Genomic DNA, 21,368 nt, shown 5'->3' on the forward strand with positions numbered 1-21,368 from the left:
TCACGGCCACTTAAATGGCTACCTTGTTGTTCTTGTGCATAACCTCTCGGGCGAGATACCGGTACGCCATCGCCCCGAGCGAACCCGAATCATATTGCAGCACAGGAAGCGCGTAAGATGGTGCTTCGCTGACCCGCACATTTCTGGGTATCTTGGTTTTAAATACCATCTCACCCAGATTGTCACGCGCATCCTTTTCGACCTGACGGGACAAGTTGTTGCGGTTGTCATACATCGTTAACACAACACCTTCGATTCTGAGGTCAGGATTGGCGGTCTGACGAACCTCGCGAATGGTCAACATCAATTGTGACAGGCCTTCCAGCGCAAAGAACTCACTTTGCAATGGTACAAGGACGGAATGCGCTGCTACCATTGCGTTTACGGTGAGCAGGTTCAAGGACGGCGGACAATCGATCAGCACAAAGTCCAGATCGAAAGCATCAATTGCAGTCTGTCGAAGCGCGTCATGCAGCAAATAACTGCGCTTTTCATTCGAGATCAGCTCAATATCTGCCGAGCTGAGATCTACGGTCGCCGGAACCACAAAAAGATTACCGATCTCGGTCTCCTGCACCACAGCTTCCAAGGGTGCATCGTCGAGAAGAAGATCATATGTCGTCCAGTCGCGATCTTCGACCCCTAGACCCGTAGAGGCATTTCCCTGAGGATCGAGATCGACCACAAGAACCTTGCATCCGGCCTCGGCCAATCCGGCTGCCAGATTGATCGCTGTAGTGGTTTTCCCGACCCCGCCCTTTTGATTAGCAACCGCGATAATCCGAGGCCCAGCAGGACGAGACAGATCAACCACGTACAACTCCTTTGATTTTCAGGATAACGGCTTGGGGTTCTGTTGAACTCTTAATGGGTTCAGCCTCGAATTTCCATTCTTTGCGCGCATCTTCCAGCTCTTTTTTCCAGGTTGCGCCTTTTGGCAACAACGCTGTACCGTTTTTACTTAAATGCCTGTCACAAAATGACATTAGAGTGGTCAGATCAGCCAGAGCCCGAGCTGAAAGCACGTCCGCATGCAAGGGATCAATGGCTTCAATTCGACGAGAGATCACGGAACAATTGGCGCCACTCTCTCTGGTCACACTTCGAAGAAATGCGGATTTACGTTGGTCGCTTTCGACTAATGTGAAACGCGTTTCAGGCGCAGATTCAATTGCCATGATGGCGCAGACCATGCCAGGAAAGCCGCCTCCGCTGCCTAAATCCACCCAATGATCTACCCGATCTGCGTTCTGAAAAACTTGAATGGAGTCTTTGATATGGCGAATCCAAATCTCTTCAAGACTATTTCTTGAAACCAGATTGATTTTTGGGTTCCATTTTTCAAGCAGAGATACATAGATCACCAGGCGTTCGAATGTTTCACGTGAAACATCCAGAGCCTCCGCAGAAGCGACGTTCTGATAAATCATGCTTTTCTGGCTTTCACATCGCGCCTGAGCTTCGCCAGGACGAGAGTTAAAGCCGCAGGCGTGACACCTTCTACCCGACTCGCCTGCGCAATATTCGCAGGCTTCGCCTGCGATAGCTTTTGCTTCATTTCATTCGACAGACCATCAAGCGCAAAATAATTGAAATCCCGAGGAATTTCATGCGCCTCATCGCGCTTCATTGCTTCGACATCCCGTTGTTGGCGCGCAATATAGTTTGCATACAACGCATCGCGCTCGACCTGACGGCGAATTTCATCGTCTGTATTCTGTAGATCGGGTTCGAGCAAAACCATGTCTTCAAACGATACTTCTGGAAAAGCAAGAACCGCCATTCCATCACGCCGGTTTCCGTCTTGATTTATGCTGATACCAGCTTCGCGAATTTGCTTTGGCGTATATGTGGTCTCTGTCAGTTTATTCTTTGCTTTTTCAAGCTTTTCTGATTTCTCAGCAAAAACCTTGCGGCGGAGTTCACCCACACAGCCCAGCTGCTCGCCAATCGGAGTCAGTCTTTGATCTGCGTTGTCAGCACGAAGTGATAGGCGAAACTCTGCACGGGATGTGAACATCCGATAAGGCTCGGCAACGCCTCGTGTTGTCAAATCGTCAATCATTACGCCAATATAACTGTCTGAGCGTGTAAAATGTATTGGCGCACGCCCCTGTGTTTCCAGAGCTGCATTCAAACCTGCAACGAGGCCTTGCGCGGCCGCTTCCTCATATCCTGTGGTCCCATTGATCTGTCCTGCAAGATATAGACCAGGAACATCGGGCACAGACAAAGACGCAGATAGAACGCGCGGGTCAACGTAGTCGTATTCAATCGCGTATCCGGGTTGTAGGATTACCGCGTTTTCCAATCCTACGATGGATTGGACATATTCGACTTGTACATCTTCGGGCAAAGACGTTGAAATCCCGTTTGGGTACACCGTATGATCCCGCACGCCTTCTGGTTCCAGAAATATCTGGTGTGACTCTTTTTCCGCAAATCGGACGATTTTGTCTTCGATTGAAGGGCAATATCTGGGACCAACACCATCAATATGACCTCCATACATTGCTGATCGCGATAGATTTTTCTCGATTATTCCGTGCGTCTGAGCATTGGTATGAGTTATTCCACAGGCGATTTGCGGCGCCGTCACCGCTTGGGACATGAATGAAAACAGTGTTGGCTCTGCATCGCCATCCTGTCGTTCAAGTATATCCCAATTTATGGTTCGTCCGTCCAACCTCGGTGGCGTACCTGTTTTCAGCCGTGCCGTCGGTAATTCAAAAGCGTCAAGGCGCTCAGCCAACCTAACCGATGGACGATCCCCCATGCGTCCACCTGGCCTTGTAACGTCTCCTATGTGAATTACACCGCGCAGAAATGTACCCGACGTCAGAACAACTGTCTGAGCTGGGACCTCGGAACCGTCGGCTAGTTTGACACCGATTACGTAGTCACCATCCATTAGGAAATCGACCACTTCCCCAGTGATCACCGACAAATTGTCTTGTTTTTTCGTTTCTTCCTTCATCGCGGTCCGATAAAGCGCACGGTCCGCTTGCGCCCTTGGGCCTTGAACAGCTGGTCCTTTACGTCGGTTCAATAGACGAAACTGAATGCCGGCACGATCCGCCACACGACCCATGACCCCGTCCATTGCATCGATTTCACGGACCAGATGACCTTTCCCTAGCCCTCCGATCGCAGGATTGCAGGACATGACACCAATGTCCTTTTCGGACAAAGTAACCAGCGCCGTGTTCGCACCCATCCGTGCTGCCGCATGGGCAGCTTCGGTACCGGCATGTCCAGCGCCAATGACTACAACATCAAATCTCGAATGTTTCACGTGAAACACTCCCTATTTTCCCAGACAGAAACTTGCGAAGATTTCATCCAAAAGGGTTTCGACATCAATCCTGCCAACCAAAGATTCAAGCGACCGAATTGCCGTTCTCAACTCTTCAGCAGCTATATCATACATGTCCGGACCTGATTCCAGAACATCTCGCGCAGCCGCAAGTGCGTCCGATGCTTTAGTCATCGCAATACGGTGACGTTCCCGCGTTGCAATACCATGGCTAGCTGTTCGAACAGTCAGTACACGCGATATGTTGTCTATCAACTGGTCAATCCCGTGCCCGGTTTTCCCCGATATACCACCGGAAAAGGGCTCACGCAGGTCAGATTTTGGCAGAACATGAATGTCATCTGCCTGCATCGGTACACCTAGCTGATCAGGCTCATCCGACAGAAATACTCGTAGATCGGCCGCCTCTGCCCGTTTGCGCGCCAGTTCAATTCCCAGGTTTTCAACGTGATCATCGGTTTGCCTCAAACCGGCCGTGTCTAGCAGCGTGACAGGCAATCCGTCCAAGTCCATACGAACTTCAATCACATCACGGGTTGTCCCGGCATATTCCGAGGTAATAGCGGCTTCCCGACCTGCCAACGCGTTCAGCAAGGTCGATTTCCCTGCGTTCGGAAGGCCAACAATGGCGACCTCAAAGCCGGTGCGAATGCGTTCTGCGATCCGAACGCCTTTCGCTTCTTGCCTCAGCTCCTCCATAACACCAGAGATTAACGTTCGAACCTCCGGGGTTACGTCGATCGGCACCTCTTCATCAGCAAAATCAATCACGGCTTCCAACAGGGAAGCCGCGCGGATCAGATCACGCCGCCAACTTTCTGCCAATGTGCCCAAAGCACCAGCCAAAATCGTCTGTGCTTGTTTCCGTTGTGCTTCGGTTTCTGCATCAATCAGATCAGCAAGACCTTCGACCTGCGCCAGATCCATCTTGCCGTTTTCCAGTGCACGACGCGTGAACTCACCAGGTTCGGCCAGCCGAAGATCGTCCATATCCGAAAGAGAGGTCAGCACTGCGTTGACTGACGCCATACTTCCGTGAATCTGAAGCTCGGCCACGTCTTCGCCGGTAAAGCTGGACGGGGCCTGAAACGTCAGAACCAAGCCCTCATCCAACCGCGATCCATCCGACGCGCTGAGTGTTCGAACTCTCATTCCACGCCTTGGCAGGCCACCGCCAGACAACTCATTGGCGGAGGCATATGCCTGCGGACCAGAAAGCCTGATCACAGCCACGCCTGCTTTGCCCTGGGCGCTGGCCAGGGCGAATATCGTATCCATTGATAGCCCCCGCGTCAGTGCCAGAACCTTGTCAGGTGTTCATTGAATCGAAGAACTCGCCGTTCGTCTTGGTTTGTTTCAATTTCGACAACAGGAACTCGATTGCATCTGTTGTGCCCATCGGATTGAGGATGCGGCGCAGAACGAATGTCTTGGCCAGATCGCCCTTGTCGACCAGCAGATCCTCTTTCCGGGTGCCGGATTTGAGGATGTCGATTGCCGGGAACACGCGTTTGTCTGCGATCTTACGATCCAGAACGATTTCCGAGTTACCGGTGCCTTTGAATTCTTCGAAGATCACTTCGTCCATGCGGCTGCCGGTATCGATCAGGGCGGTGGCGATGATGGTCAGCGAACCACCTTCTTCGATGTTCCGCGCAGCACCAAAGAAGCGCTTGGGCCGTTGCAGGGCATTTGCATCCACACCACCGGTCAGAACTTTACCCGAGGATGGCACCACCGTGTTAAACGCCCTACCAAGTCTTGTGATTGAGTCGAGAAGAATAACAACATCTCGTTTATGCTCAACCAAACGCTTGGCTTTTTCGATCACCATCTCGGATACGGCCACGTGGCGGGTCGCGGGCTCATCGAAGGTTGAAGACACAACTTCACCCTTCACCGAGCGTTGCATGTCAGTCACCTCTTCCGGGCGTTCGTCGATCAGCAGGACGATCAGATAACACTCCGGGTGGTTCTGTTCGATGGAATGCGCGATGTTCTGCAGGATCACCGTCTTACCAGTCCGCGGAGGCGCCACGATCAGCGATCGCTGACCTTTACCAATCGGCGAAACCAAATCGATCACGCGAGCAGACTTGTCCTTGATGGTCGGATCTTCGATTTCCATCTTTAGACGCTCATCCGGATACAGAGGCGTCAGGTTGTCGAACAGAATCTTGTGTTTGGCCTTGTCCGGATTTTCAAAGTTGATCTTGGTGACGTTGGTCAGCGCAAAGTAACGCTCGTTTTCATCGGGCGCTTTGATCTCACCTTCAACCGTATCTCCGGTGCGCAGCGAATGCTTGCGGATCATGTCAGGCGAAACATAGATGTCATCCGGTCCGGGTAGATAGTTCGCCTCGGGCGAGCGCAGAAACCCGAACCCGTCTTGTAGAACCTCCAGCACGCCGTCGCCACCGATGGTCCAGCCCTCATCTGCACGTTCGCGCAGAATCTGAAACATCATCTCGCCCTTGCGCATGGTTGAGGCGTTTTCGACCTCAAGCTCCTCGGCCATGGCCAGAAGGTCTTTGGGGCTTTTGGCCTTCAGATCGGCCAGATTCAGGGATTCAGTTGTCATGATGATACGGACCTCGGCCGCTTGGATCGCGGCACCAGAGTGGAATTTCAGAACGGAAGATACCTCGCCCGGACGGGCGCGTTACGCGTTAGATAAGCGCTTACCTAAGAAGAGTCAAACAAGCCCTCAGAACTTCACAACGACCGCTAAAACGATAACAACCATTAAAACGGTCGGAACCTCATTCATCATGCGGTACTGCCGCCCAGTCAGCTTATTTCGCCCCTCAGCAAAGTCCTTGCGCCGAGCCATAAGCCAATGGTGAAACCATGTCATGCCGATCACTGCTGCGCCTTTGACCCAGGGCCAGCTCCAGTCCCATCCGACAATACCAGGCGTGAAAACCATGATCAGCCCGCAAATCCAGGCCACGACCATTGCGGGGCGCATGATCACACGCAGCAGCTTTTCTTCCATTTCAAAGAAAATCTGTTGCGCACCCTCTACGGCTTGCGCCTTTTCAACGTGATACACGAACAATCTGGGCAGATAGAATAAACCAGCCATCCATGAAATCACGGCCATGATGTGCAGCGATTTCACCCAAGGGTATATTGCGAAAAGAATATCGGTCATTGGGTATTCCGGGCTTACCTGAAACCCTCCTAATAAAAAAAATAAGAAAGAAAAAGGATGATGGTTTTGTAGGGAGGTCAAATTCGGTGGATTACTTTTTTGTCCTGCCTTTTTCCCCAGGTGGAAAAAGTGAAGCACATCGGCGCAGAATCTGTTGATCAAGAATAAAAATGATTAATAACAATAAATTATGAGATAAAAGCTCGGACTGAATTGTGGATAACCATTGGAACAATCCGGGACGGGATGCTTATCCGAGTATTCCAACTTATCCTTGTCCCGTCTGGACAGGATCCGGGCGACTCGGGGAAGTCTTGCGCCAAATTCCCGGGGTTGCGTGTCAACCGGAAAGCCATACAAACCATTCGAGACTACTCATTGATTTGCACACGGGGTTTTCCACATGACTGTCCCCATAGTCCTTGCCTCAGGGTCCGTGATCCGCGCGCAGTTGCTCGGAAACGCAGGCGTCCCGTTTTCGGTTCAGATCGCGCGGGTGGATGAAGACACAGCCAAACGCGCCCTGATGGCTGAGGGAGCTTCGCCCCGTGATGTTGCCGATGCGCTTGCCGAAATGAAAGCACGTAAGATCAGTGACAAAGTGCCCGGCACTATGGTTCTGGGTTGCGATCAGGTTCTGGATTTCGAAGGTCAGATGCTGTCGAAGCCGGAAACGCCGGAAGAAGCACTGGCGCAGCTTAAAGCAATGCGCGGCAAGCGACATATGTTGCTGTCGGCGGCGGTGATCTATCAGGATGGTGAGCCCATCTGGCGGCATGTAGGTCAGGTGCGTTTGCGGATGCGGGCCAGCTCGGATGCTTATTTACGTGATTACGTGGCGCGGAACTGGGACAGTATTCGGCACGCAGTGGGGGCTTATAAACTGGAAGAAGAAGGCGTGCGCCTGTTTGCCACCATTGACGGCGACTACTTTAACGTCTTGGGTATGCCCCTGTTAGAGCTGCTCAATTTTCTGGCCGTGAAGGGAGTGATCGATCAATGACGGAGCATCGCGTTCCTCTGGCCGGCGTGATTGGGCAACCCATTGCACATTCCCGCTCGCCAAAACTGCACGGGCATTGGCTGAAAACCTATGGATTGGTGGGGCACTACATCCCAATGGATGTCGCCCCGGCCGATCTGGAAACCGTTCTGCGGACACTACCCAAGGCTGGGTTTGTTGGGGCCAACGTGACCGTACCCCATAAAGAGGCTGCTTTGCGGTTAGCGGATCATGTCTCGGACCGAGCCTCAGTCATCGGGGCGGCAAATACGCTTGTATTCCGCGAGGATGGTTCAATTCACGCGGATAATACGGATGGCTACGGGTTCATGGCCAATCTTCGCAGCGGTGCGCCTGATTGGAACCCGCAAGATGGGCCTGCGGTAGTATTTGGTGCGGGCGGTGCTGCGCGGGCGGTGCTTCAAGCGCTGGCAGAAGCCGGAGTGCCTGAAATCCTGCTGACCAATCGCACCCGCACCCGTGCGGATCATTTGAAAGAAGAGTTCGGCCAACGGATTACGGTCGTCGACTGGGTGCAGGCGGGCAACGTGATCGAAGATGCAGAACTGGTCGTGAATACTACGTCTTTGGGTATGCAAGGGCAGCCAGAGTTACGCGTTCCACTGGATGGATTGCAACCCGGCGCTGTTGTCACCGATCTGGTATACGCGCCGCTTCAAACGCATCTGTTACAACAGGCGGAAGAGGTTGGATGTACAACGGTCGACGGGCTGGGAATGTTGCTGCATCAAGCTGTTCCCGGGTTTGAACGCTGGTTCGGTGTTCGCCCCGAAGTGGACGCTGAAACCCGCGCGGCGGCCTTGGCATGAGTTTTGCGCTGGGGCTCACCGGATCAATCGGAATGGGAAAAAGCACGACCGCTCAGATGTTTGCAGATGAAGGCTGTGCGCTTTGGGATGCGGATGCTGCGGTGCATCGGCTCTATGCAAAGGGCGGTGCGGCGGTTGAGCCCATGCGGATTACGTTTCCCACCGCCATTGCCGAGGATGCGGTCAGCCGGGATGCATTGAAGCAAATCATTGCGGATAATCCTGACGCGCTAAAAACAATAGAAAAAATCGTACACCCTCTGGTAGCGGCGGATCGCGCCTCATTTCGATCTTCGTCGTCCGCCGATATCTTGGTATTCGACATTCCGCTGTTGTTTGAAACCGGTGGTGATGCGGCGATGGATGCTGTTGCTTGTGTTTCAATCTCTGCTGAAGAACAAAAAAGACGGGTCATGGCGCGCGGCACAATGAATGAGGCGCAGTTTGAGCAGATTCGCTCCAAGCAAATGCCAAACGAAGAGAAATGCGCGCGGTCGGATTTCGTGATTGTCACGGATACTCTGGACCATGCTCGCGCGCAGGTGCAGGATATCGTCAGGCAGATACGGGCAGGGTTGGCAGATGCGTGAGATTGTACTCGATACCGAGACCACAGGGTTTGATCCCGAAAGCGGCGACCGGATCGTCGAGATCGGCGCGGTTGAGCTGTGGAACCACGTTGCCACAGGAGAAACTTATCACGTCTACATCAACCCCGAGCGTTCTATGCCGGAAGAGGCATTTGGTGTGCATGGCATCGGCCCCGACCTGCTGGAAAACCCGCGCCCGCCGGAAAAGGGCGAAGTGACGCTGAAGGACAAACCTGTCTTTGCCAAGGTTGGGCAAGGGTTTCGTGAATTCGTGGGTGACGCCAAGCTGGTGATCCACAACGCTTCGTTCGACATGAAGTTTCTGAACGCCGAACTGGGCTGGATGGGGGTGTCGCTGATCCCGATGGATCAGGCAATCGACACGCTAGCCATTGCCCGCAAACGGTTTCCGGGGTCACCCGCTTCGTTGGATGCGTTGTGCCGCCGGTTTGGCATCGATAACTCAAACAGGGTGCTGCACGGCGCGCTGCTTGACTCGGAAATTCTGGCCGAAGTGTATCTGGAGCTGATCGGAGGCCGTCAGCCCGACTTTGGATTGTCAACGTCGGCAAGTGCAGCGTCTGGCGGTGGTGAGGAATGGCGCCCGACAGCGCGACCCGATGCCCTGCCATCCCGGATCACCGAGGATGAGCGCGCAGCACATCAGAAATTTGTTGAAAAGCTGGGCGAGAACGCTCTGTGGACCCGCGCCTGACCCGAACCAGACGCGGACCAAAACCTTAGGCGTCGGTTTTTTGCTCTTGTGCGGCGGCCTGACGGCGCGCCAGTTCGTTGCGATAGAGCGCCACGAAATCAATGTTATCCAGGTTGACCGGCGGGTAGCCACCGTCGCGTGTGATGTCGCTGACGATGCGGCGCAGGAACGGGAACAGCATGCGCGGGCATTCGATCATCAGGAACGGATGCATTTGATCTTCGGGCACACCTTCCACGTGGAACAGGCCGCAATAGTCGATTTCGCACAGGAACAGGACGTCTTCTAGGCCCTTGGCCTTGGATGTCAGTTTTAGCTTGATCGAGACTTCATACTGGTGCTCGGTCGTGCGTTTCTTTGCGTCCAGATTGACCTGAACTGAAATCTCGGGCTGTACGTCGCCTGAGACGCCTTTTTGCGCCATGACGTTTTCAAAGGACATGTCGCGAATGAACTGTCCCAGAACGCGCATCTGGATCTGAGGGGCTGCCTGTGCGGCGGTGTTTTCTGCAGGGCTTTCGTCAGCCATGAAACTTCTCCGGAATTGAAATTCGGCACTGCTTAGCAATTTGGGCCGGATAGCTCAATGCTGGTGCGGGCCTTCCACCCACTTCGACGGCTTTCCGGAGTTCTGGCGAGGGCGAACCTCGGTGAATTCGCCATCTATCACATCGTCCTGATCAAACGGGTTTGGCCCCGACCTGAATTGTGCGCCGGTGCCCATTTGAAAATGCGTGATGGTCGCCTTGGACTTGAGATAGCGGAACACTGCGACCCGGATGCCGGGAACAAGCAGCGCAAAACCAATGGCATCGGTGAAAAACCCTGGTGTCAGCAGCAAAACACCAGACAGCAAGATCATCGCCCCATGGGCCAGCGGTTCGGTTGGGTCGTCCAATTCGGCAAAGGATCGCTGCAAATTGGCCAGCGCCATGCGACCTTGTGTCCGCACCAGAACCGTGCCCAGAACGGCGGTCAGAACCACGATTGCAAGCGTCGGCCAAAGCCCGATCAGACCGCCAACCTGGATAAACAGGGCGATCTCGATGATCGGAACCAATAAAAAAGCCAAGAACAAGTACATTTGCGGTATCCTTTAGCATGTTCCGGGCTGTGGACTTGGCCCCGACTGTCACCTACATAGTGGCAGAGGGCAGCGTATACAAAGCCCGGGTTCTGAAAAGAGGACGAAATGAACTCACCCCTGATCCAGCTTCTGGTGCTGGCCGGAATTGCCATTTTCCTGATCCTGCGCTTGAAAAGCGTGTTGGGTACACGCGAAGGTTTTGAGAAACCGCCCCTTCAGCAACAGCCTGATACCAATGGCGCGCGCCGTGATTTCGAAGTGATTGAAGGCGGGCCAGATCACGACATCACCGACCATGTGGCCGAAGACAGTGAACAGGCGCAAACATTGGCCGCAATGAAGCGGGTCGAACCCAGTTTTTCTGTCAGCGAATTTGTTCAGGGCGCGCGCGGCGCCTATGAGATGATCGTGATGGGCTTTGAAAAGGGCAATCTGGACGAAATCCAGCCGTTCCTGTCCGAAGAAGTATTCGACAGTTTTGTATCGGTTGTTGCGGATCGTGAAGACAAAGGTCTGACCATCGAAGCCGAATTCATCGGGGTGCGTGAAACCACTCTGGTCGATGCGACCTTCGATAAGGATACCAATCAGGCCGAGATCACCATGCGCTTTATCGGTGAGCTGACGTCGGTCGTGCGCGATCGCGGCGGGGATATTGTCGAAGGCAACCCGAACACCGTCAAACGCCAAAAGGACAGCTGGACCTTTGCCCGTGTCATGGGCGCGGACGATCCGAACTGGCTGCTTGTTGCCACGGACGCATGATTGCAGCGCTCCGGTCGCTATTTCTGGGGGTCGTCATGACCACTGCCAGCGCCGCCGGAGCCGAGGCGACGCGATCCATCCTGTCATTCGATGACCTCGATGGCTGGGCCGCCGACGATCACGGGGCGGCCCTTTCGGTTTTTCTGAACACCTGTGGTGATCTGGACGATCCTGATTGGCAGGCGCTGTGTGGCGTGGCTCAGAGTTATGAACCTGGCGCGGCGCGGGCTTTTTTCGAGCTGTTCTTTCGCCCTGTTCTGGTCGAAGACGGCGATGATGCCCTGTTCACCGGATATTTTGAACCTGAACTGGATGGGTCGAAAACCCCAACTGATAAATACCGCTATCCACTCTACCGGATGCCGCCCGAGGCGCGAGAGGCGGGCAAGTGGCTCAGTCGCCGTGACCTGCTGACCGGTGACGCCCTGACAGGTCGGGGCCTTGAGATAGCGTGGGTCGATGACCCTGTTGAGTTGTTCTTTCTGCAAATTCAAGGCTCGGGCCGGATACGTCTGCCCGATGGCGGTGCATTGCGGGTTGGATATGGCGGTGCGAATGGGCATCCCTATCGCTCGATCGGCGCGGAACTGGTCCGACGGGGTGCGCTGGGCGCGCACCAGGTCAGCGCGCAGATGATCCGGACCTGGGTACGCAAAAACCCTGAAGCCGGGGCTGAGCTGTTACTACACAACCCTTCTTATGTTTTCTTCCGAGAGGTGACGCGTGTTGCGCCCGAGTTCGGACCGTTAGGCGCCATGAACCGCTCAGTGACCACGATGCGCAGTATCGCGGCAGATCCGGCTTATACACCTTTGGGCGCGCCAGTTTGGGTAGAAAAGGATGGCAAAAACCCGCTGCGCCGATTGATGATCGCACAAGACACCGGATCGGCGATCAAGGGTGCGCAACGTGCCGACATTTTCTTTGGCACAGGGGATGATGCCGGGCAGGCCGCCGGTCGCTTGAAGGATCCCGGCCGTATGGTTGTGCTGTTGCCGATCCAGAGGGCCTACGCCCTGTTACCGGATGAGTTCTGATGACCCGGCGCAAACTGACTGCGGATGAGATCGATTTGTGGCGCAAGGTCGCCAAACAGGCTGAGCGTTTGCACCCCGAACTGCCTCAGACTGTGCACCCCACTACCTTGCCCAAGCCCAAACCGACCAAAACGCCCAAGGCGCGGATAGAAGCCTTTGAACTGGGTCAGACTGCGCCAACCAAACCGTCACGGAATAACCTTAAGCCATCGATCACCGAAGGTTTGCGGGCAAATCCGGTGCAGATGGACACCAAGTCTTTTGGTCGCATGAAACGCGGCAAGCTCAAGCCCGAAGGCAAGCTGGACCTGCACGGGATGCGCATGAGCGCAGCCCATCCCGCATTGGTTCGGTTCATCCTGACCGCACAAGCACAGCGCAAACGGCTGGTGTTGGTCATAACCGGCAAGGGCAAGGACCGGGACGAACCGGGACCTATTCCAACGCCGCGTGGGGTCTTGCGCAATCAGGTGCCCCACTGGTTGTCTATTCCGCCACTTGCACAAGCGGTGCTGCAGGTAACACCCGCACATATCAGCCATGGCGGTGATGGCGCCTATTACGTTTACCTCAGGCGCGTCCGTTAGTCGGATCGCTGATTCTAGCTGGTCCACATGAACCGGATTCGCACGCGAACCCTGCCCTTACCCCTACTGATTTATAGTTTCTTTAGGTCCCGCAACCCCGGTGATAAGCTGCCGGCGCAATGAAACTTCGTAGCCTTGTCCAAGGCTTGCGAGGTTGTGCTTAACAACACAACCAGAACGGTATGGCAGACAATCGCCGATCCCATCTGATTGCATTGACCCAGCGGTTTCCGATTGCTTACCCTACGTAAAGCACCCCTGTGGCGCTGATATTTTTATGACGAATTTATGGTGGCCGAATGTTAGGCTCCACTCCCATTTCCCGACCCCAAAGGTCGGAAGCTTCCGCCATTTCAGGTGACAATGGCGCTGGCAAAGACGTGCTGTCGCTCAATCTGCCGAAAAGCGGTGGTGCAATCTCTGGTATAGGCGAAAAGATCAGCTCGAACCCGGTGACCGGATCTGCGTCCTTGACGATTCCGGTTCCTGTCAGTCCCGGGCGTGGTGGTTTCACACCAGAGCTGCAATTGACCTATGAGGCGGGTACCAGCAGCGGCATCTTCGGCTTTGGATGGTCGCTTTCGCTGCCCGAGATCACGCGCAAAACGGAAAAAGGCCTGCCCCAATACGACGATGCCGCCGGATCGGATGTCTTCCTGATTTCTGGGTCTGAAGATTTGGTGCCGCTGCTCGATTCTCAGGGGGCACAATGGGAAGATCGCGCGCGGTTTCCAGGTGTGACCATCCACAGGTTCCGCCCCCGGATCGAAAGCACCTTTGCCCGCATTGAGCGGTGGACAGACGAGGCGACGGGTATCGCGCATTGGCGTGTCACGTCGCGCGAAAACGTCACTTCGATCTATGGCGCGTCAGGCCTATCAAGGGTGGCAGACCCGGACGACCCCGCCCGTGTATTTCGCTGGTTGTTGTCCGAGACCATCGACGACAAAGGCAACGCCATCCGATACGAGCATGTCGCCGAAGACGCAGTTGGCATCGATCAGGCGCAGGCGCACGAAGCCAATCGGTCCCGCACAGCCGAGCGGTACCTGAAACGCATCCGCTACGGCAATCGAGTCTCTCGTTTGGTTGATCCGGATGTGAATGCAGGTGGATGGCTGTTCACGGTCGTATTCGATTATGGCGAAGACCACCTGATGCCAATCGCACCTGATCCCAACGTGGCGACGGACGCGCAGCATGAGTTTGTCCATGCATCCGCTGATCCCGGCCGAAATTGGCAAGTGCGCCCGGACCCCACATCAAGCTACCGCGCGGGCTTTGAGGTTCGGCGCTATCGCCGCTGCCATCGAATTCTGACCTTTCATGATATCCCCGACTTGCCGACGGGCGAACCGGGCTATCGCGGTCTCGTGAAGGCAACTGAGTTTTCCTATGACGATTTCACCCCTCCCGGTGCTGACACTGATGACGAGCGTCAGCACCCCGGCAGTACGCGCTATGGCTCATTCCTCATGGCGGTCGCGCAGTCGGGCTTCGCTCCGGACGATACGGTTGCACCGCTCGATGTGAACGGAGCCACGTTCCTTGCCTATCGGCGTCAGGCGATTCCGCCCGTGGAATTCACATATAGCCGGGCCGAGGTGAACGATATTGTGCACAGCCTTGACCGCGGGCAGACCGAAGGTGCTCCGGCCGGACTTACCGATCCGGCAAACTGGGTTGATTTGGACGGTGACGGTGTTGGTGGAATTCTGACCTCGACCCCGGGTGCCTGGCATTACACTCGCAACCTTGGGCCAATGAACGGCACGGCGCGCTTTGCGGCCCCCGTGCTGGTTGCCGAGCGGCCTGCATTTGCTGAGTCAGGCCAATGGATGGACCTTGCAGGGGACGGTCGCCCGGATCTGGTGGTAATGGACCGGACAACCCCGGGGTTCCATGAGCGCGACGCGCAATCCGGCTGGTCCGACTTCCGCGCGTTTGAATATTGGCCACATGTAGATGCGTCCAATGACAGCATGAAGATGGTTGACCTGACAGGCGATGGCCTTGCAGACATTCTTCTGACCGAGGACACCGCTTTTGTCTGGCACCCCTCTGAAGGCGAGGCCGGGTTTGGCCCCGCGCGCAGGCAAGCGCAGCCATGGAACGACACTGACGGACCCCGACTTGTGTTTTCCGATCCTGAGGCTGCAATTTTTCTGGCGGATATGTCCGGCGACGGATTGTCTGATCTGGTTCGTATCCGCTGTGGTGAAGTCGCCTATTGGCCCAATTGCGGATATGGGCGTTTCGGCACCAAAGTGGCGATGGACGACGCGCCACAATTTGATCGCCCCGAAATGTTCGACCGCAGCCGCCTGCGCCTGACGGATATCGACGGCTCGGGCACCACCGACATTGTCTATCTGGGTGCAGAAGGTATCGACCTCTATTTCAACATGTCTGGCAACCGGCTTGCACCGCGCCGACGCCTAGGGAATGTGCCGCCGCTTGATACCGAAACTTCGGTCGATCTGCTCGATCTATTTGGAACGGGCACCGCCTGTCTTGTGTGGTCCTCTACTTTGTCCCGCGACGCAGGTCAGCCTCTGCGTTACGTCGATCTGATGGGCGGACAAAAACCGCACCTCATGACCCGATATGTCAACAATTTCGGTGGCGAGACCGAATTGCGCTATGCCTCGTCGTCGCGGTTTTACCTGCAGGACCTTTATGAAGGCCGCCCTTGGGCCACGCGCCTGCCGTTCCCGGTGCAGGTGGTTGATCGCATCGTCACACATGATCGTGTGGCGCAAACCCGGTTCGTATCTCGCTTTGCCTTTCACCATGGTCATTTCGACGGGGTCGAGCGCGAGTTTCGCGGGTTCGGCATGGTCGAACAATGGGACACCGAGGAATTTGCGACGCTCTCGTCAGATGCGCTGGGGCCACTGGCATCAAACGAAGACCCGGCATCTCATGTTCCGCCCGTACTGACCAGAACATGGTTTCATACCGGCGTGTATCTCGACCAAGGTAGTCTGCCCGATGTCTTGGCTGGTCTTCTTGATGGGCAGGATCGTGGGGAATACTGGCGCGCACCCGCTTGGCGTGACGACGATGTTGAAGCGCGACGGCGGCTTTTGCCCGACACGGTGTTGCCACCCGGATTGACAACCGAAGAAACACGCGAGGCTGCGCGCGCGCTTCGCGGCACGGTGCTTCGGCGTGAAACCTATGCGCTCGATGGCAGGGCGGAGCCCGGCTATCCCAACGGTCACCCCTATCAGGTGGTCGAGCAAACGCAGACTGTGCATCTTCTGCAATCCCGTGGACCCAACCGTCATGCCGTGTTTCTGATCCATGCCCGGGAAAGTCTAACCGCGCATTATGAGCGGATCCCCGATGACCCACGCCTTCAGCATCAGGTCATACTGGAGGTTGACCCGTTTGGGACTGAACTGCGCCGCGTCGATGTCATGTATGGCCGGCAAACACCTGATCCGACGCTGACGCCTGAAGATCAGGCGCGTCAGGCGCAGTTACATGCGGTATTACACACGCGGCGCGTCACGGACCTGATCGCGACAGATCAAACCTACCGCGCCCCGGTGTCATGTGAAGAACAAAGCTTTGAGCTTACCGGCTTAAGCCCAGCGCCGGGTACGCGTTTGTCCTTTGATGAGATCGAGACAGAGGCGAACGCTGCAGCCGATCTTGCTTATGAAGCGACCCCAACCGCGGGTCAGGTGCAGCGTCGTCTGATCGAACACCGCCGTCAGTACTTCAGGGATGATACGCTGACCGGCCCACTGCCGCTTGGCCAGATGGGCAGTTTGGGGCTTTTCCATCAAAGCTTCCAACTGGCCTTCACGCCGGGTCTTGTCACGCAGGTTTATGGAGGCCGCGTTGGTGCGGCCGAGATGGCGCAGGCAGGATACACCGAGATTGATGGCGACGGCCAGTGGTGGCGCCCATCGGACCGTCAGCTTTTGTCGCCCTCAAGCGGTGATACGCCCGCGCAAGAGCTGGCATTTGCACGACAGCATTTCTTTCGACCACATCGCCTGCGGGACCCGTTCCATCAGCCTGCGACACATACGGAAACAACAGCCCGCTATGACGCTTTCGACCTGCTGATCGAGGAAACGCAGGACGCATTGGGCAATCGCATGTCGGCAGGGGTACGCTCGATCGGTCCAGCTGGCGCAATCACCGAACGCCGACAGGATTATCGCGTTTTGCAAGCCTCGGTATTGACCGATGAGAACGGTAATCGCAGCGAGGTGGTCTTTGACGCCTATGGCCGCGTGACCGGCATGGCCCGAATGGGCAAGGTCGATGGGCCCGACGAAGGTGACAGGCTGGATGGCTTTGATCCGACACTGGTGCCTGCAGCACGCACCCAAGTGCTGACTAATCCGCGTGGACCTGAAGCTCTGGCAGCACTTGGGCGCGCGACAATGCGTTATGTTTATGATCCCTGGGCCTATTATCACTCTCGTGGGGATCCTGTCCCATCACCCGTCATCGGTCTTTCCCTGCATCGAGAGGTTCACGACAGTGATCTTTTGCCGGGTCAAACCACCCCGTTCCTGGCCGAACTTACCTTTACAGATGGGATGGGGCAGGAAATTCAACGCAAGATTCAGGCCGAAGACGGTCCGGTCCCAACGCGTGATGGCTCGGGGAACATCCTGTTGGGTCCTGATGGTCGACCGGTTATGTCCGCATCGCCGTCGCCACGCTGGGTTGGTACCGGCTGGCAAGTGCGTAACAATAAGGGCAATATTGTTCGACAGTTCGAACCGTTCTTCACAGATCGCCCGACCTATGAGTCCGACATCCGCATTGGTGTAAGCCCAATTTTCTTCTACGACGCATTGGGGCGTGAGATCGGGATTCTGAACCCCGATCATACATGGAGCAAACACCGGTTTTCTGTTTGGGAGCAGACGACATGGGACCCGGGCGATACTGTACTGATTTCGGATCCCGCCCAAGACCCCGATCTTGGCGACCATTTCCGCAGGTTGCCGCAGGCTGCCTATTTACCCACTTGGCACGCGCTGCGAACCGATCCGGCGCAAGTGCAGGCGTTGGCTACCCGTTTCCCCGATCCCGAAGACCGGCAGCGCGCCACTGAGGCTGCATCGAAATCGGCGCTTTATCATGACACACCGATGCGGGCTTTGGCGGATACCCGTGGTGCGCTGATCGCGCGCCTCACCACGAACCGCACGCTCTACAGCAACGCGGCCCCGGGCACCCTACCGACCGAGACACCCCACCGCGTTGCGACCGAAATCGATATCGAAGGCAATACGCACCGCACTTGGGATGAGCTCGGGCGCGAGGTTCAGCGTACCGCTTTCGACATGCTCAGCACCGCCATTCGGACCGACAGTATGGAGGGCGGTACCCGTTGGCGGCTAACGGATGTAAGTGGCGAAACGGCGTTTACGTGGGATGCGCGCGACCACCGGCTGCGCCACGAATTCGATATATTGCGCCGACCCATCGCCACTCATCTAAGCATCAATGCGGGTCCTGAGCTGCGGATCGATGAAACGATCTACGGAGAATCGCTGCCGACGCCCGAAGCCCTGAACCATCGCAAACGCATTGCGATCAGCCGCGACCAATCCGGCACGACGGAAATTCTGGCCCATGATTTCAAAGGCAACCCAATCCGCAGCCAGCGGCAACTGGCGCAGGAGTTTCGCACCACGCTCGATTGGGCCGCACCCGTGGCGACTGAGCCCGAGATTTTCGCAGGGCAAACCCGCTTTGACGCGCTGGACCGTCCGGTCCAACTGGTGCCGCTGCAACCGCAAGGGCCGGGCGCGCGCATCCAGGTTGTGCAGTACCGCTATAACCCGTCCTCGCGGCTTGATCGGGTGGACACCTGGCACGCACGACCCGCGGCACCTGACACTTTATTGGATCCCGCCACTGCGGATCATGCCGTGGTCACAGGCATTGCATACAACCCTTGGGGCGACCGCGAACGCATCACCTATGGCAACGCGGTTGAAACAGAAATCCTACATGATCCGTTGACCCGTCTCACCGAACGCATCATCACCCGGCGCGATGCAATCGGATTTGGCTCGGACTGTCCGACACCGCCAGTTGCAGGCTGGCCAGGATGCCACTTGCAGGCGCAGCACATGATCTACGATGTGTCTGGCCACGTGACCCACATCCGCGACAGCGCGCAACAGCAGATCTTTTTCCGCAATCGCCGTGTTGATGCTTCTAACGACTATACGTTTGATGCCCTGCATCGTTTGATCGAGGCGACGGGCCGCGAACATCTGGGCCAGCAAGGCGGCGCACCCGGTGCCCACAGCTATAACGATGCCGCGCGAACCCGGCTGCCACACCGCAGTGATGGTTTCGCCCTTGGCCGTTATCTTGAGCGTTTTCACTATGACATTGCGGGCAACTTGATTGAGATGCTCCACCGGGGCTCTGATCCCGTGGCGCCCGGTTGGACGCGGACCTACACCTATGGCGAGGACAGCGATCTGGCCGCGGGGGTATCCTCGAACCGCTTAAGTCAAACATCGGTCGGTGCCTTGAATGATATCATCAGTCAGGGCGGCGATGGCTATGACGCGATGGGTAACATGTTGCGGCTTTCCCACCTCGATCAGATCGCATGGGACCACGACAACCAACTGCGCATGTGCCGCCGCCAGGCAGTTGGACCTGATGATGCGGACGGCCTGGCGCACCAAGGGGACCGCACATTCTTTGTTTACGCCTCTGACGGGACCCGCATCCGAAAAGTGACAGAAACCGCTGCAGGAGCCATCCGTCGCGAAACGATCTCGCTGGGCGGGTTCGACATTACCCGCGAACCGGGTGCAAACCCGCGGACCCGAGAGACCCTGCATGTGGGGGACGAAGCTGGCCGTATTGCATTGGTTGAGACGACGATCGCCGGTGGAGCGGTCAGCCGCGTCATTCGTTATCAGCACAGTAACCATGTGGGCAGTGTGGGGATCGAACTGGACGAGAACGGCAATGTTCTGTCTTACGAGGAATACAGCCCCTTCGGCAGTACCACCTATCAAGGCGTTGCCACCGCTGGCCTAGGTCCGAAACGTTTTCGATATACCGCGATGGAGCGGGATGCCGAAACCGGGCTTAACCATCATGCTGCCCGCTATGCCGCCCCTTGGCTCGGCCGATGGATCAGCGCCGATCCCATCGGAATTGAAGGTGGGCTGAACCTTTATGCTTATGCCTATAACAACCCGGTAACGCTCAACGATCCCGAGGGCACTGCGCCGCCCACTGTGCCCAACGGAGGCCTTGAAGTTGCATCGTTGCAGAAGGGTCTTGAGACGCTTGATGCGCTGGCGACTCAGGTCAGGAACACTGAAGGCAGCGTGCAGGAGTTTGCCCTTATCAAAGAGAACAACACGTTCAAGATATTGAAGGGCACGGCCACCAAGCCCGAGGTCTCGATTCCAAAGGGAACGACGGCTATCGCACACACGCACCCGCCCACTGCCATGGTTTCCTTTGCAGACGTCAACACCACCCATGCCCAGGGTGTGAAGGTCGCCGGAGTCCGGTCTCACCTGGTGGCGCATGGCAACGGTAATTGGACGCTGATCGAGATCCCGAAACAGGGAAACGGAATGTTGACCTCATTCGACACCAATACCGGCATGATAAAGGGCACCGTGCAAGTCTACCGCCCGGGCGCTGCGCCTGACACTGCGTCGATGGTGCAAAAAGTCGACACCATGAACATGGTGAACAAGCAAGGCAAAATCACCTCAATTTCCAAGCTCGCCAAAGCAATGCGGGGTAGCAAGGCAGTGTCGCAGACCCTGTCCGGGGGCCGCGCCATCCTAGGGGTCATGGGCCGTGGGCTCATGGTGATCGGTATGGCGGCCAGCGGCATTCAGGTTGGCACAGGGATCACTCAAATCGCCGAAGGCGAGACCGGCGTTGGCACTGCAAATGTGGTCGAGGGCACGGCCTCGGGCACTCTCAACGTGGTCTCGGTGTCGGGCAAGCTCGTCACGGGTGGTGGTGCCGGATCGGTCCTTGCCGCCGGGCTCGCAGCTTTCGGCTCAATTGCACTGGCCGGAACCGAAGCTCGCTCCGCAATCAAAGGCGAAAAAACCGCCGCACGCGAAGCGGCCGATTTTTGGGTGGACGAAATCGATGCAGGCCATCGTCAGGGCGGCGTTGGCGGCTTCTTCCGACGGTCCGCTGGTTACCTTGGCCTGGGCGCGGCAGGCACGATGTCGATCCTGCAAGGCCAGGGCATCAAAGGCCATTTGAAATGGTGAACGCAGTTGTCAGA

Annotated in this window: 16 protein-coding genes; 8 read left to right on the forward strand and 8 right to left on the reverse strand. The window is 56.3% G+C overall.

Annotated features, from left to right (window positions below):
• Nucleotides 1-10: 10 nt before the first annotated feature.
• The 6 genes from ACR0DK_RS19695 to hemJ form a co-directional block, all read right to left on the reverse strand.
• Nucleotides 11-814 carry an AAA family ATPase gene (locus ACR0DK_RS19695; RefSeq protein WP_170408801.1) on the reverse strand — a complete coding sequence of 268 codons (804 nt, stop codon included), beginning with the start codon at nucleotides 812-814 and terminating at the stop codon, nucleotides 11-13.
• On the reverse strand, nucleotides 807-1,430 hold the full coding sequence (gene rsmG / locus ACR0DK_RS19700) for a 16S rRNA (guanine(527)-N(7))-methyltransferase RsmG (RefSeq protein WP_480737745.1): 624 nt from the start codon (nucleotides 1,428-1,430) through the stop codon (nucleotides 807-809). The genes ACR0DK_RS19695 and rsmG overlap by 8 nt, the downstream gene beginning before the upstream one ends.
• A complete protein-coding gene (gene mnmG / locus ACR0DK_RS19705) occupies nucleotides 1,427-3,295 on the reverse strand; it encodes a tRNA uridine-5-carboxymethylaminomethyl(34) synthesis enzyme MnmG (RefSeq protein WP_480737747.1) in 1,869 nt (622 codons plus the stop codon). The genes rsmG and mnmG overlap by 4 nt, the downstream gene beginning before the upstream one ends.
• A gap of 12 nt (nucleotides 3,296-3,307) precedes the next feature.
• Entirely contained in the window at nucleotides 3,308-4,594 is a 1,287-nt protein-coding gene (gene mnmE / locus ACR0DK_RS19710; RefSeq protein WP_223117312.1) for a tRNA uridine-5-carboxymethylaminomethyl(34) synthesis GTPase MnmE, read from the reverse strand.
• A gap of 31 nt (nucleotides 4,595-4,625) precedes the next feature.
• The gene (gene rho, locus ACR0DK_RS19715) at nucleotides 4,626-5,897 is read right to left on the reverse strand and encodes a transcription termination factor Rho (protein ID WP_170399438.1); all 1,272 of its coding nucleotides are present in this window, start codon (nucleotides 5,895-5,897) and stop codon (nucleotides 4,626-4,628) included.
• Nucleotides 5,898-6,023: 126 nt separating this feature from the next.
• Nucleotides 6,024-6,473, reverse strand: coding sequence for a protoporphyrinogen oxidase HemJ (gene hemJ / locus ACR0DK_RS19720; RefSeq protein WP_170408805.1), 450 nt, complete (start codon nucleotides 6,471-6,473; stop codon nucleotides 6,024-6,026).
• 403 nt (nucleotides 6,474-6,876) lie between these two features.
• Between hemJ and ACR0DK_RS19725 the strand changes: the two genes are divergently transcribed.
• From ACR0DK_RS19725 to dnaQ, 4 genes are read left to right on the forward strand one after another with little or no spacing between them, the layout of a single operon-like run.
• Nucleotides 6,877-7,476 (forward strand): Maf family protein, encoded by a 600-nt coding sequence (locus ACR0DK_RS19725; protein WP_480615966.1) that lies wholly within the window; start codon nucleotides 6,877-6,879, stop codon nucleotides 7,474-7,476.
• Entirely contained in the window at nucleotides 7,473-8,306 is an 834-nt protein-coding gene (locus tag ACR0DK_RS19730) for a shikimate dehydrogenase (protein ID WP_170399446.1), read from the forward strand. Before ACR0DK_RS19725 ends, ACR0DK_RS19730 begins: the two co-directional genes overlap by 4 nt.
• Entirely contained in the window at nucleotides 8,303-8,896 is a 594-nt protein-coding gene (gene coaE, locus ACR0DK_RS19735) for a dephospho-CoA kinase (RefSeq protein ID WP_170426352.1), read from the forward strand. Before ACR0DK_RS19730 ends, coaE begins: the two co-directional genes overlap by 4 nt.
• Nucleotides 8,889-9,611, forward strand: a complete 723-nt coding sequence (dnaQ, locus tag ACR0DK_RS19740) for a DNA polymerase III subunit epsilon (RefSeq protein WP_170399452.1) — start codon at nucleotides 8,889-8,891, stop codon at nucleotides 9,609-9,611. The genes coaE and dnaQ overlap by 8 nt, the downstream gene beginning before the upstream one ends.
• Before the next feature lie 25 nt (nucleotides 9,612-9,636).
• Here dnaQ and secB read toward each other — a convergent pair whose 3' ends face one another.
• Nucleotides 9,637-10,140, reverse strand: coding sequence for a protein-export chaperone SecB (secB, locus tag ACR0DK_RS19745; RefSeq protein WP_170399455.1), 504 nt, complete (start codon nucleotides 10,138-10,140; stop codon nucleotides 9,637-9,639).
• Between the two features lie 54 nt (nucleotides 10,141-10,194).
• A complete protein-coding gene (locus tag ACR0DK_RS19750) occupies nucleotides 10,195-10,695 on the reverse strand; it encodes an FxsA family protein (protein WP_170399458.1) in 501 nt (166 codons plus the stop codon).
• A 108-nt stretch (nucleotides 10,696-10,803) separates the two neighbouring features.
• Here ACR0DK_RS19750 and ACR0DK_RS19755 point away from each other — a divergent pair, with 108 nt between their 5' ends.
• The 4 genes from ACR0DK_RS19755 (at nucleotide 10,804) to ACR0DK_RS19770 (ending at nucleotide 21,354) form a co-directional block, all read left to right on the forward strand.
• A complete protein-coding gene (locus ACR0DK_RS19755; protein ID WP_170399461.1) occupies nucleotides 10,804-11,463 on the forward strand; it encodes a Tim44/TimA family putative adaptor protein in 660 nt (219 codons plus the stop codon).
• Complete coding sequence (gene mltA, locus ACR0DK_RS19760) at nucleotides 11,460-12,500, forward strand: murein transglycosylase A (RefSeq protein WP_170408811.1); 1,041 nt, start codon at nucleotides 11,460-11,462, stop codon at nucleotides 12,498-12,500. The genes ACR0DK_RS19755 and mltA overlap by 4 nt, the downstream gene beginning before the upstream one ends.
• Nucleotides 12,500-13,087: a Smr/MutS family protein gene (locus tag ACR0DK_RS19765; RefSeq protein WP_170598476.1), complete on the forward strand. Its 588-nt coding sequence runs from the start codon at nucleotides 12,500-12,502 to the stop codon at nucleotides 13,085-13,087. The genes mltA and ACR0DK_RS19765 overlap by 1 nt, the downstream gene beginning before the upstream one ends.
• Nucleotides 13,088-13,386: 299 nt before the next feature.
• Nucleotides 13,387-21,354 carry a SpvB/TcaC N-terminal domain-containing protein gene (locus ACR0DK_RS19770; RefSeq protein WP_480737753.1) on the forward strand — a complete coding sequence of 2,656 codons (7,968 nt, stop codon included), beginning with the start codon at nucleotides 13,387-13,389 and terminating at the stop codon, nucleotides 21,352-21,354.
• Nucleotides 21,355-21,368: the final 14 nt, after the last annotated feature.

The organism is Ruegeria sp. CE6, from assembly GCF_056537485.1.